This is a genomic window from Chloroflexus sp., assembly GCF_034434295.1.
In the GTDB taxonomy this organism is placed as follows: Bacteria; Chloroflexota; Chloroflexia; order Chloroflexales; family Chloroflexaceae; genus Chloroflexus.
Window position 1 is genome coordinate 103,544 of sequence record NZ_DAOTZQ010000050.1, and the last position, 13,582, is coordinate 117,125.

8 protein-coding genes and 1 pseudogene are annotated in these 13,582 nt (G+C 59.2%); 2 read left to right on the top strand and 7 right to left on the bottom strand.

Features of this window, described 5'->3' with window-relative positions; all coding sequences use genetic code 11:
• Nucleotides 1–4 precede the first annotated feature (4 nt).
• A pseudogene (gene bchN, locus VAE57_RS07755) lies at nt 5–1,285 on the bottom strand (ferredoxin:protochlorophyllide reductase (ATP-dependent) subunit N).
• A 1,121-nt stretch (nt 1,286–2,406) separates the two neighbouring features.
• Between bchN and VAE57_RS07760 the strand changes: the two are divergent.
• Both VAE57_RS07760 and VAE57_RS07765 read left to right on the top strand, forming a co-directional pair.
• Nucleotides 2,407–3,813, top strand: a complete 1,407-nt coding sequence (locus tag VAE57_RS07760) for a hypothetical protein (protein WP_322821309.1) — start codon at nt 2,407–2,409, stop codon at nt 3,811–3,813.
• A 24-nt stretch (nt 3,814–3,837) separates the two neighbouring features.
• Entirely contained in the window at nt 3,838–4,911 is a 1,074-nt protein-coding gene (locus VAE57_RS07765; protein ID WP_322821310.1) for a tetratricopeptide repeat-containing protein, read from the top strand.
• Between the two features lie 954 nt (nt 4,912–5,865).
• On the opposite strand, the gene VAE57_RS07770 is transcribed toward VAE57_RS07765, so the two are convergent.
• Genes VAE57_RS07770 through cobJ form a run of 6 tightly spaced genes read right to left on the bottom strand, consistent with a single transcriptional unit; the run spans nt 5,866 to nt 13,582 of the window.
• The gene (locus VAE57_RS07770) at nt 5,866–7,335 is read right to left on the bottom strand and encodes a cobyric acid synthase (protein WP_322821311.1); all 1,470 of its coding nucleotides are present in this window, start codon (nt 7,333–7,335) and stop codon (nt 5,866–5,868) included.
• 31 nt (nt 7,336–7,366) lie between these two features.
• Nucleotides 7,367–8,452, bottom strand: coding sequence for a histidinol-phosphate transaminase (locus VAE57_RS07775; RefSeq protein WP_322821312.1), 1,086 nt, complete (start codon nt 8,450–8,452; stop codon nt 7,367–7,369).
• Entirely contained in the window at nt 8,431–8,985 is a 555-nt protein-coding gene (cobU, locus tag VAE57_RS07780; RefSeq protein WP_322821313.1) for a bifunctional adenosylcobinamide kinase/adenosylcobinamide-phosphate guanylyltransferase, read from the bottom strand. Before cobU ends, VAE57_RS07775 begins: the two co-directional genes overlap by 22 nt.
• The gene (locus VAE57_RS07785; RefSeq protein ID WP_322821314.1) at nt 8,982–10,406 is read right to left on the bottom strand and encodes a cobyrinate a,c-diamide synthase; all 1,425 of its coding nucleotides are present in this window, start codon (nt 10,404–10,406) and stop codon (nt 8,982–8,984) included. The genes cobU and VAE57_RS07785 overlap by 4 nt, the downstream gene beginning before the upstream one ends.
• Before the next feature lie 55 nt (nt 10,407–10,461).
• The gene (cobA, locus tag VAE57_RS07790) at nt 10,462–11,241 is read right to left on the bottom strand and encodes a uroporphyrinogen-III C-methyltransferase (protein WP_322821315.1); all 780 of its coding nucleotides are present in this window, start codon (nt 11,239–11,241) and stop codon (nt 10,462–10,464) included.
• On the bottom strand, nt 11,231–13,582 hold the full coding sequence (cobJ, locus tag VAE57_RS07795) for a precorrin-3B C(17)-methyltransferase (protein ID WP_322821316.1): 2,352 nt from the start codon (nt 13,580–13,582) through the stop codon (nt 11,231–11,233). Before cobJ ends, cobA begins: the two co-directional genes overlap by 11 nt.

Here is a 13,582-nt window from a genome sequence, read left to right on the forward strand (position 1 = left end):
TCCTCTAGGATTGCAAAGAGATAACACCGCCGGACGAACCGGGCATTATACCGGTCAGCCAGATCGGATCGGAGCCGAGTGGATCGAGACGGGCATGGCGTTGCAGAGCGCGGGTAAAGGATGTCACCAGATTATTGACGCCGGCCCAGCCGTGAATGGGGAGAAAGCAATATTCAGTACCCCACTTGGCAACCGTTCCCTGACCGACCAGCGGATTGGTGGTAATAATGTTGGAAATAATCAGATCGGGCTTTGTCTCGGTAATCGTGCGCAACTGGCGATGGAAATTGGCCTGTTCGACCAGACGGACGCCATCGAGTGCCGCCAGTTCAGCAGCGTGGAAGCGGCGATTGATGTAGGGGGTAGAGCACTCAACAACTTCGGCCCCACACGCCTTGAGAAAACGGGCCAGCGGCAATTCCATCAGCGTATCACTGGCAAAGAAAATCTTCTTACCACGTAGCAGATCGGTATGGTGTTTAATCCGCTCCCAGGCTGCTGCCTCGCGCTCACTCAGATCCACCTGCATCCCAAACTGAGCTGCCAAATCTTCTCAGAAGCGACGGGTTCCATCAGGACCGAAGGGGAATAACGAAGAGAGCACCGTACAGCCACGTTCATTACGCAATTGGGTCGCGGTCTTGTGCAGATAGGGTTGAAGCGGGGCAATGACAGTTCCGGGGCCAATTGGTGGCAACTCGGTGAAATGACTGGCGGGCAAGAAACCGGCGACCGGGATACCCAGGCGTGCCGCTTCGAGCGAAAAGTCATCGGCAATCGCATCATTCACTGAGCCAAGGAAGACCACCCGCTTATCGTCCGGTGGTGCCGGTGGGCAGAAGGGGATCAGCGCCTGCAACACCGAATCCTCGCTCTGCGAAAACGTATAATCGAGGCCAGAGGCCGGCACAAACAGCACCGGCACTTCCGGTGTGCTGACCGAAGCTGCCAGTCCTTCAAACTCAACCTTCATCACTTCAGGCGTACACGACGAGAGCAGAAAGATTACGGATGGATGGTGCTCGCGCTTGATCTCCTCGATCTGGGCCGAGATGTCGGGTTGTGATGAACTCAGGTCGGACTCTTCGAGCAGTGAGACCGCAAAACGTGGCCGGGCGAAGATCATCACGCCGAGCGTATTTTGCAGCAGATGGGCGCAGGTGTGGGTGCCAAGGATGAGGAAGAAGCTGTCTTTGATCTTCTGATAAAGCCAGCCGACACTGACCAGACCGCAGAACGAGTGGTAAATACCATCCTCACGGATGGGAGTCGCTTTTGACTGCATAGCGCCTCCTCGCAGATTGTAGTACCCATTTGGAACTACCGGATTTAGAAAAATTTTAGCATAAAAAGCAAGAAGGTGAAGTATAAACAAATTTGGTGCAAAAGCCGTGCAAGGGAGGGGAAGATGCGGTGATAGAGTACAGAGGTGAATGCTTTGTCCCATCTTCAGCCAGACTCACGTCGGATTGGGGTGCAGGGATGTATAGTAGAACTTATTTCATACAAACTGTGCGGTCGTGCATCCAGACGGTCGCACAGGTGTATGAACGCTTGCCAATCACCAACGACAGTATCTCCTGTGCCCACTCTGCCTGTATGGAAGCGAGCAGTGCGGACAACCATCCCCCGCGCCATCATGTGTTGGATTGGTTGCCTTGCCCGCTCGTCATGCGCGTGTCGCGATGCGTGGCGTGCGGCAACCATGCTGCCGCAGCAGTCGTGCTCACGATCCAGTGCGCGTCACGCCGTTGATCCGGCTGATCCAATCATGGAGTCTGTCAGGAATGAACGAGATAATTTCTGGTAGCTGTTTTTTAACAGGTTCTACATACGAGCGTGTATGGGATATGTGGTTTGAGTATATGTTGAACGCCCTCACCTTCGGGATCGGGCAGCATGCGAGTGTATGCAGGAGATAAGGCTTGGGTGCGATCAGGAATGTCCAAACCTGCACTGCGGGAGCAGGCAACCAGCAGGACGCGCCAGGTCGTCGTGATGCAATAAAAGTTGCGTTAGCTCGTATTTTCTTGCCACCCCTGAGCTGCTGAAGGTAGGTAGTACTTGTGTATCAAGTAGAGCATCATTCCGCTAACTGTATTAGCATCAGCGGGAATGCGTGAATGTCTAAGCACTACCTGTACCACAGGATTGGTGCTATGGATAGGTGGTGACAGCACGGATCAGGTTGAGAGCGGCAGGCAGTACAGGTGACATGAGACTGATGTTCTGTTTACTTGCAAAACTCTTTGCACTTTTTTTGTCCATGCTTGCTATCCATGGCGTATGAGTGCGCTATTTGATCAAAAATGTGTTGACCATTGCCGGTATCCATGCTAGAATAGGCGCGACTACCACAGAATCCTGATCACTGCCTTGGGGCGGAAGTAGAAGGAAGGACAGATCATGGCGGATCCCGACAGCATCTTGCAACTTGGTATTGAGGCGGCGCGGAAAGGGGAGAAAGACGAAGCGCGTAGGCTCTTCCGCTTGTTGACCCGTGAACACCCGGAGAATATTCAAGGATGGCTCTGGCTCGCCGGTGTGGCAGCGGATCGTGAAGAGCGGCAAGCTGCACTCGAACAGGTGTTACGCCTCGATCCGCAAAATGAGATGGCTCAAAAGGGATTGCAGGCGCTGGGTGTGACACCAAAAGCAGCTCCACCGCCGGCACCGCCATCCCCGCCACCATCCCCCGCACCAGCTCCTGTATCAACGATGCCTGATATTGATGAAGACGATCCGTTTGCCCAGCTTGATGCGCTGTCTGAAGTAATGGCAACCGATGCCGGGCCGGTGCGAAGCGATCCGGCTACACCACGACCGGAGACAATAAGTGAGAGTGAGTCGCCTGCACCAACCTCAGCCCCCCCGTCCCGTCCGTCGCGTGCTGCCGAACCACCACGAACGAGCCGTCCCAGCACCAGTTGGGCACGGGGCAGTAGCAGTAAGCTGGCGAAACCAGCCCGCAGCGGAGGCTTATTTGGTGGCCTTTTCCGTCGCTCAGGGCCACCACCGCAGAGAGGAGATGATATGGATGAAGAGACGGTGCCGGCAAAGCGTGGCCTGACACCATTGACGTTGGTGCTCCTGGGATTGTTGCTGATCAGTTGTATCGGTCTTGGCTTCATCTTTCTGTCGCAGCGCAATCAGGTGGCGACACCTTCTCCAGCTCAGGCTACATCGCAGGCGGCGACCAGCATTGCAGCCACAACCGAGGCATCGCTGGCACCGACAACACCGCCCGAACCTCAGCCTGAACCAACTACGGCACCGGTTGAAGAGCCGACGTCGGAGCCGACGTCGGAACCAACGCCGGAGCAAACCCCAGAGCCGACCCCAGAGCCGACCCCAGAGCCGATCCCGCCCACGACCGATCCGGCACTGGCGAATCCGACACTGGTGAGTCCTGGGACGGAGCTGACCAGTAATGGATGGGCTTACGATTTCAATCAGCCAACGTATGCGGCACCGATTATCGGCCCACTCAATGGGATTACTCCTAACAACGGTCGCTTTGTAGTTGTGCTGGTGTTTGTCCGTAACACGACTGGCCAGGATCAGCCGGTACCGCTGGACTTCTTCGTCCTGAAGGATGCCCAGGGTCGGGTATGGATACCACGCCTCGATGCGTCTGATGCGTACCTTATCCGGGGGATTAATGCCGACTTGAGTCATAGTGAGCCGGTGCCTGCTGATGGCTTTGTGCGTAGTGTGGCCATTCTGTTTGATGTCGCCCCCGACGCAACCGATCTGGTCTTCTTCGCTCGAAGCAATCCCGATCAGGGCTGGCTGGTGCTACCCCGCGTGTAGTTGTGTCGTATTCGGGGAGGATGGGTGGGGGATTTGACTCCTGACGATCTTGAGCAATGGCTGACCCGCGGTGCGTTAGCAGCGCGCCGCGGTGATTTTGTGATGGCCCGGCGTATTTTTCGGGCTTTGAGTCGCCGGGCGCCTGCTGAGCGGCGGGTATGGATTGGGCTGGCACGGGTGGCCGAGAGTGCTACCGAGCGGGAAGAAGCCTTGCGTCGTGCCGGAGTTACTCATGCTGTGCACCAATCCCTGCCACCCGACCTGCACCATCGTGCTGGTATTACGTCATTTTTCGCTCAACAATCGTTTGCCGTAGCGTCGCCTCAAGATACTGACGCAATTCCTCCCTCTCTTGTGGTGTCGGATACTGCTGTGGTGCAACCGCAGCAAGTTGTCTCGCCGCAGGCTCTTCCTCAACCACAAGCTGTCACGCCAATTACAGACCAGCAAGCCCGTTGGCGCGGCTGGTGGTTGCTGGTAGTCCTGCTGGCGTTAGGGGGATGGTTGATAGTCGTACTTGTCGGGCAATTGTTTGAGGCAGCGCCATCGGTTGTTACGCCGCCGACACAGTCGGCCATTGGCCCCCTACCTTCACCGTTGTTGGCGCAGACAGCAGCAGTTACGGCACTGGTGCCGACACCATCACCTCCACCGCCAACACCACTGCCGCTACCTTCCCCTTCGCCCTTGTCGGACACCAATCCCTTCGGTCGGTTTGTTTCCTACGATGGCTGGCAGATCGGCCTGTTGCGACCGGATGATGTAGTGGTAGTCGATGATGCGTTGGGGTTGCTTCAATCTGATGGTCGGCTGTTAATTGCCTTGATCGCAGTGAGTAATGAAGCGTCGCGTGAACGCACGCTGCCAGCCGGCCTGTTTACCATCGAAGATGAGACAGGTCAACGGTATTATCCTCTGCCAGGTACTTCGCTGCGCTATCTTGATCAGTTTGGCCGCGGTCTGTACGGTGACCTGGCTCTGGAAGACCAGTTCACAGCGCAAAGTGGCTTGCGGAGCGTACCGCTCCTGTTTGAATTGCCGCGCCAGCGGACACCGGTGCGGTTGTGGGTGGGAGACAAGAGCTGGGAGTTGCGGTGAATCCACTATTGGTGCGCTCTCCGGGATGATTACTTTACGGCGATGTCGTGTAGTGTGGCGTGGCGTCGAGGTGATGGTGGGGATAGCGTGAGCGGCTTGCGTTGTTGTCAGGTTTTATCCAACGTTCACCACTTGACCCGTCGCTGTTCAGCAGCCTGATGATGGTGCTTGCCACTCTATGAGCGGGCGACTTCCCACCCGCGCTCTTCTATCACTGGTGCCACTGTCACGTGGCGGGAGCGAAAGGAAGGCTGGATGTTTGCTCCACAACTCGCACTACCGCCCACACACAGTCTGTTCATCACGGATGGTCAATCCTGACGGACATACTCTGTACGTATGTTGTCCCCGTGACTTGCAAGGAAATCGCTACGCCTCGTACCGGATCGTAAGCACGGCTGCGGCGGCAGCGTGGCTGGCGACACCACACCACGTGCCACGGGTAATCCAGTTTGGAATCAGTATCAACTCCGCCGTGTGGAATAGGTACGCTAGTGCTGTATGTGCGTGGGGAACGAGCTTCCAGTCCATGCTCATGCCTCCCCTTCATCGGGGTCACGTACCGGCAAGGGAAACCGCTACGCCTCGCACCGGATCGTAAGCACGACTGGCACGTCAGCGTGGCTGCCGCACTCCAAACGGTGCGACACGTGGCTGCCAGGGGGTAAGGCAACCCATCAAGCGCGTGATGACACAACCGGAGCTGCGCTCTGCCAACGGGTCAGGAGACGGGTAGGTTGTCGGTGGTGATTGGCAGGTGTGCATACGCCTGTGCGACAGGCGGGGAGTACGGTAGCACAGCTTGTATGAAACAAGTTCTAATCATCATCCCCCTTCCCACCCATTTCCTCTCTTCTATTTTCTATCTTCTAATCATTAGCCCCCTCTTCCCAACCTGTTTTCTATCTCCTATCTTCTACAATCATCCCCTCTTCCCAACCTATTTTCTGTCTCCTATCTTCTCATCAAACGGTCGAGTACTTCCGGCCCCAACGCAGCGGCGACGTGATCGGCTAACCGGTCAAAGGGATCGGCTCTTGTGACGGGTGCGGCGGGCGGTTGCCAGCCTAACCGACGTAGCCAGCCCCGCCGAAAGGTGTCGTTGGCGAAGATGCCGTGCAGGTAACATCCCCAAACCCGGCCATCAGGGCTGATACAACCATCGTCGGCGCTCGTGGGAGTGTTGCCGCGCTGGATGATGCGCAGGAATGCCGGCGCTTCGCCGCGTCGGTAACTTTGCCCCATATGAATTTCGTACCCTTGCAGTGGCTCATTGCCGGCCCAGGGAACCTGGACGTAGGCAATGGTCTGGGTTGTTTGTTTAGCAGTGGTGAAGATGGTTTCGATGGGCAGTAAGCCCAGTCCGGCGGCTTCACCGCCACTCCCTTCAACCGCCAGTGGATCGCTGATTCGTTCACCCAACAGTTGATAGCCGCCACAAATACCGACAATGGCGCCGGTGAATTGGCGGAGTGCGCTGTCAAATCCGCGTTCGTGGAGCCAGTGCCGGGCGGCGAGGGTGTGTTTGACGCCGGGCAGGATAACGGCATCGGCACCGGTAAGTTCAGATGGATGATCAATGTAGCGCACGACAACACCCGGCTCACGGGCCAGCGGATCGAAGTCGTCGAAGTTGGCGATGGTAGGTAGACGAATCACGGCGATGACCAGGCCGTGGGCGGACGCGACCGGCGGTTGCTCCAGGGCAACCGCATCCTCTTCGGGTAGCCCCAGGTCGTCCAGCCACGGTATTACTCCCAGCACCGGTAATCCGCTGCGCTCTTCCAGGATGGTTATGCCGTCGGCGAAGAGAGTGGGATCGCCGCGAAACCGATTCACGATACAACCGGTGATGAGCTGCCGTTCTTCGGGTTCGAGCAGCATGAGCGTGCCCAGTAATTGGGCAAAGATACCGCCGCGATCAATGTCACCGACCAGGATGGTTTGCGCCTGCGCATAGCACGCGACGCGCATGTTGACAATGTCTCCCGCTTTCAGGTTGAGTTCAACCGGACTACCGGCACCCTCGGCGATGACCAGATCATACGTTGCCCGCAGATGGTCAAGGTTGCGGATCACGACCGACCAGAGCTGGGCTTTGCGTTGCCAGAAATCAGTTGCTGTCAGGCTCTGCCAGGGCTGGCCTTCGACGATGATCTGGCTGCGCCGCTGACCTTCGGGCTTGATAAGAATGGGATTCATCGCCACTGTCGGTGCAATGCCGGCGGCAGCGGCCTGGACAGCAGTGCTGCGGGCGATCTCTTTGCCGTCGGCGGTGACGGCAGCGTTGTTGCTCATGTTTTGGGCTTTGAACGGTGCTACCCGTAGTCCGCGCCGATAGGCCAGCCGACAGAGTGCGGTGACCAGGGTGCTTTTGCCAACTGAGGACGCAGTTCCAACGATCATGAGTACAGGCGCTTGCATTGTCAATCCTCTCGTTTATGACAGCGCGGGCTTACCCCTGAGTTCTGGTGTGCACATCACGCCACGCTGCCAGTAACCGGGCATTCTCGGCTGGGCGTCGGGGCGCAACCCGCACCCATTCCGGTAACCCGAACGATGTACAGTCACGCACAGCACACCCGCGTACCAGCAGTTGCTGGCGGGTCAGTGCAGCATCGTCACAATGGACAAGCATAAATGGCAGATGGGCACGCCAGACGGTCAGACCGAGTCGGCGCAGGTTCTGGGCCAGTTCGGTACTGGCATCCCATAGCGCCGGGAGCGTGGTGGCGAGAAAGCCGGTATCGTGCAGCATTGCTGTGGCGGCTGCCTGCGCTGCGCTGCTCACGCTCCACGCCGGTTGAAAGCGAGCAGTTGCGGCGACCACGTCGGGATCGGCAATCATGTAGCCAATGCGGAGACCGGCAACCGCATAGCTTTTGGTGAGTGAGTAGATGCGGATCAGGTGCGACGGGCTGTTATGATCGAGTGGATCGTGACCGGTTTCGTCACGGCCCAACGCCAGATAGGCTCGGTCGAGGATGAGCCAGCCTTGATGCAGTGCGCAGGTATGCGCCAGTTCTGTGATCGTTGTGTTCGATAGATTGACCCCGGTGGGATTGTTGGGGGAGCACAGCCAGATGAGCCGTGGACGCAGTCGTTCGATGGCGAGCAAGAGTTCGGCGAGATCGGGTTGGAAGCCGCTGCCAACGTTGCTCCGTATCTCGATTACCCGCATGCCGGTCAGGTATGAGGCGTAGGCGTATTCGCCGTAGGTTGGGGTTATGACCAGAGCTGTCGCACCGGCTTCACCGAGGGCACGGGCTACCAGGTGAATCAGTTCATTTGCTCCGTTTCCCACCAGGACGGCTTCTGGCTGGCAGTGATGGATGGTTGCCAAATGTTGGCGCAGGTGCAGACAACTGCGATCAGGGTAGGGGGCCGGATTGAGGGTACGTAGCGCCTGAAGAACCGATTCAGGTGGTCCGAAGGGGTTGATGTTGCTGCTAAAGTCGATCAGATGGTTGGCGTGCAGACCAAGCCGGGCCAGTTCAGTCTCGTCGAGCGCACCGTGCACTACCGGTTTGTACGCATCCATGCTGCCTCCAGAGAGCGTAATTCGACTGGTATACCGCATACCACCAGATAGACTTCGGTGGCTGCTGCGGCGATCCGTTGATTAACCCAACCCAGGAGATCGCGATACTGCCGGCCAAGCGGATACGCAGGCACGATCCCCATACCGACCTCGTTCGTGACCGCAATAAAGGTGAGGTTGCGGCTGGCAATGGCAGCCAGCATCGTGGTGATTTCGTCATCAATTGCCGGTTCCGGTGTCGCTTCGTGGGCTAGCAAGAGGTTACTCACCAGCAGCGCCAGGCAGTCGAGTAAGACGACCGTGCCGCTGGGGAGATCGGCGAGCACGCCGGCCACGCCGGTCGGGGCTTCGATGGTTTGCCAGGTAGCCGGGCGACGGGCACGGTGGTGGGCAATGCGTTCACGCATTTCATCGTCGCCAGCAGTGGCAGTGGCGATGTAGACGATCTGTTCGCTCAGCCGGGCCGCGTAGTGTTCGGCACAGCGACTCTTGCCACTGCGGGCACCGCCGGTGAAAAGAACGATCTTGCTCATACAGTGTCTCCCCGGTTGGTATATTGCTCTTCCTCCTGGACGGTCTGATACCGGCGTGCCGCCGTCACGAATCGTTCCGCGGCCTGTGGACAGCTCAGAAAGTGCAGATGAATGTACGACGCCAGGGTTTGACCATCGACGATACCTTCCGTTGCGGATTGTGGTCGCAAAGCGTCGGGCAGGCAGGTGTAGAGAGGGGTGACGGTGGGCGGACACTCTTCCCACACCGAGTAGTGAAACTCATGGCCGCGGAGGGTCTCGCCGGCGTGCCAGAGCCAGGTATCGGTTTGGGCGATAACCGTGCGGTAGCCGAGAGTCAGACGGCGAGTCATTCGTGAGCGACCGGGCAAAATGCCGACCATCGGAAAGGTCTGGCCGTGCTGATCGATCAGGGTTTCGGTCAGGTACATCAGTCCGCCGCACTCGGCGTATACCGGCATACCGGCTGCGGCTGCGGTACGTATCGCGTCACGCAGAGATTGGTTCGCACTCAGTTGTGCAGCGTAGAGTTCGGGAAATCCACCACACAGGTAGAGAGCAGCAGTCGCTGGTGGCAGTGCCCTGTCGTGCAAAGGGCTGAAGAAGGACAGACGGGCGCCAGCAGCTTCCAGCAGATCGAGGTTGTCGGGATAGATAAAATTGAAGGCTTCGTCGCGAGCCACTGCGATAACCGGCCTGTTGCTCTGAGCGGTTGCGGTGACGGGCGGGAGTGGTGGGATGGTAAGGGGCGGGGCACTACGGGCAATCGCGAGCAAACGATCAAGATCAACGGTATCTGCAATACGGCTGGTGAGCGCAGTTAGCCACTCTTGCCAGTGCCCAGGCTCGGCCACCGGCACCAGCCCCAGATGGCGTTCGGGTAGTGTCAACCCTTCAGCCCGTGCAAGATACCCCAACACCGGCACCCCAATCGTCTGTTCAATGGCCGTCTGAATGATGGTAGCGTGGCGTGGGCTACCGACTCGATTCAAAATGACCCCGCCGATATGCAGCTGGCGGTCGAAGTCGCGCAGACCGGCAATTAGTGCGGCAGCCGTGCGCGCCATCGCTCTGGCATCGAGCACGATGATCACCGGGGTTGCCGTCAGGCGGGCAATGTGCGCACTACTGCCGGTGTCATCATCGGCACCGTAACCGTCGAAGAGACCCATCACACCTTCAATGAGTGCCAGATCGGCATCGCCACTCCGGCGGGCCAGAATGCCCGCAATCTGATTGGCTGGCATCAGCCAGGAGTCAAGATTATGGCATGGTCGTTCGGCAGCCAGCGCATGGTAACCGGGGTCGATATAGTCTGGGCCGCACTTGAAGGGTGCAATCCGTAAGCCGCGTTGCCGGAGGGCACCAATCAAACCGGCAGTCAACGTTGTTTTGCCGCTCCCGCTCATTGGTGCGGCGAGTAGCACTCGGGGAAGCTGCATAGAATGTACTCCGTCTATTCCGCTCGTTACCCTATGGCTAACGGGAGCGGCATCGCTACTCTTCCCACAGCATGGCGTCGGCAGGGTATTGGGCAGGGTTATACCAGGCCAACCGATCCGCCAGCGCCGCAACCTCTCCCACCACCAGCACCGCAGGCGGTGGCAGCTGAATCAGTCGTTGCTGGTCGCAAAGAGTTGCCAGCGTTGCCCGCAGGGTTGCCTGTTGGAATGTGGCCCCCCGGCTGATCAGCGCCGCCGGAGTGTCGGGATTGCGTCCGGCAGCCATCAGGGCCGAGCAGACCTGTTCGAGCCGACCGAGGGCCATCAGCACGACCACGGTTGGCGAGGCGGCCAGGAGTGTCCAACTAATGCCACTGCAACCGTGCGGGGTGGTTTCATGGCCGGAGACAACGGTGAAGGCAGTCGCTACGCCGCGCCACGTCAGCGGAATGCCGGCGTACAGGGGAACGGCCAGGGCCGATGACACGCCGGGAACGATCTCGAAGGGTAGACCAGCGGCGGCCAGGGCAGCCGCTTCTTCGGCGACGTGGGCGAAGACACCGGGATCGCCACCCTTCAAGCGCACCACCTGAAAGCCTTCGCGCACCAGGCGCACCAGCGTCTCGTTGATCCCATCCTGGCGAAAGGCGTGGTGGCCTGGCCTTTTCCCGACAAAGATACGTTCGGCGTGGGCTGGCGCCTCGTCGAGCAGGGCAGCGGCGATCAGCCGGTCGTAGAGCACGACATCAGCCTGGCGTAACACCGTCAACCCACGCACTGTGATCAGATCGGCGCGACCGGGGCCGGCGCCGACAAGGTATGCTTTACCGCTCATGGTTGTGAACTCCAATGCTGTCTAGCCAATTGGCAATGGCATCGCGCAAGGCAACAGCTCGCCCTGGGGCTGTGCCGGCGCTGCTCACCGTGATCGTGATGCCGCCACTGCGATAAATTGCCGGAACGTGAAAATCGCCTTCGTCTGGTGCATCGGCGACATTGCAGAGTGCGCCGGCGGCAATGGCCGCCGCAGCGATGCGGGCATTGACTGCACGATCATTGGTGGCGGCGAAGACCAACCGGGCACCGGTGAGATCGCCGGCCTGGTACGTGCGTCGTTCCCAGATCAGGCGCCCTTCCTGCACCCAGGCTGTCAGTTGGTCGGTTGCGGTTGGGCTGATGAGCCGTACCGGTATGCCGGCGGCCAGCAGGCCACGAACTTTGCGTTCGCCAACCGCCCCACCACCGATCACCACCGCCGGCATGTGGGCCGGTTTGGTGATCACAATCGGGTAATCGGTTGCTTTGCTTGACATAAGAAAATCTAACGGTTGGGCTGATTGGGTCGTGTAGCCACGAGGAGTGACGACATGGCCGGCCAGATGAAAGCTCTGACTGTTCCCAATCAGCACCAGGGTCAGCATGTCGGCCTGTTGCGGGTCGGCGTTGGCCAGGGTGGTTATCGTGATCTGTTCGTCCTCGCGACTCACCTGCCGGCCAAAGACGACCGGTGTCGTTGGCGGTCGGTGGTCGCGCAGGATAGAGAGTGCTGTAGCCAGTTGCCAGTTTCGTCCCTGCGAGCGGGGGTTGTACAGGGCAACGACAAAGTCAGCCTGCGCCGCAGCCCGTAGCCGACGTTCGATCAGTGCCCAGGGTGTGAGCAGGTCGCTCAGGCTGATCAGGCAGAGATCGTGGTTGATCGGAGCACCGACGCGGGCGGCCAGTGCCTGAAATGCACTTACTCCCGGAATGACCTCGACCTGCGGGTGATGACCATCCCAGCCGCCGGCCTGAAGACTCTCGAAGACCGGTGCGGCCATAGCGTAGATGCCGATGTCACCACTGCTGATCAGCGCCACCCGCCGCCCGCTGCGGGCCAGCTCAATGGCGTGGTGCGCTCGCCCCATCTCATCACCCATTGCCGGTGTTACGATAACTTCCTGATCTGGTCGCAGCAGGGGACGGATCAGATCGATGTAGCGTGCATAACCGGTGATGACCTCGGCTTTGCTCAGCGCCAGTCGTGCCGCTTCGGTCAGGTGAGCGAGATCGCCGGGGCCGATGCTGATCAGGGTGAGCTGGCCGGTTGGTGTGGTGTCGCTGCCGGGCGTTGCCTGCCGTAATGCAACAGCGACGGTGCAACGGGCAAAGCGCTGTTTCGGTACCAGCAATGGACCCTGGGCGACCAGGGTGGCGCAGGGTTCGGCCACACCAGGGATGTCGAAGCGACTGGCAGCACTGGGGCTAAAGGCTGTCGGGTCGAGGGTCTGGAGCTGAGCGGTTGTGACGATAGTGAGCGGCACACCGAGTTGCCGCGCCAGATCGCTGATCCCGGCTTCGTTAGCCTTGAGTTCGGCGGTTGCGATGGCCGCCACGCACTCCGGGGCAAGATCGGCGGTCGCCAGGGTTGTGGAGACGGCGGTAGTGAGTTCGTGTATCGGTACATCACGCCGACACCCAATCCCGATCACCAGTACCGGAGGTAAGTACCGCAACCCTTTGTCGCGAAATTTGTGCCATAGCGGATCAAGGCGCCGGTGCGAGACCACAATGGCCGCTGCGAAGCGTGGGTTGGTTAACTCTTCGGGATCGGTGACCCATTCGACCGTCGCTGCCGGTGCCAGTTCGGTGTTGAGCAGTGCCCGTGCAGCGGGTAAGTCAGGGTCAGCCCAAACGCCAATTGGATCACCATTGACCAGACATGCCATCACATGGGTGGTTGCCGAGTCGGTGGCGATGCGCCAGCCCTGCGTTTGACCGATCAGATCGAGCGCCGGTAACCCTTGACCATCGCTGGCGGTGGTGATCGCAGCCTGCCCTCCGGTGAGTGCAGCGATCTGCCGGGCCAGGGCATTGGCACCGGCCCGATGACCACCGATCAACGGCACCACCATGTGTCCCTGTTCGTCAAGGCAGATCACGGCCGGATCGCTGGTCTTTGCCTGGAGGAGCGGGGCAATCAGGCGCACAGCAATGCCGGTAGCCGCGATCAGAATGATTGCTTTACTCTGTTGCCAGGCTGTCTGCACGGCTGCGTTAAGATTAGTGTAGCAGCGTCCACCAGGCGCAAGTGCAGCAAACCTCTCTGGGAGCCAGATGGTTGCCGGTAACGTTGCGGCCAGGCGAGTAGCCAGTTCAACGCCGTTACGGGTGAGGGCAAAGATGGCTGTTGTTGTCAT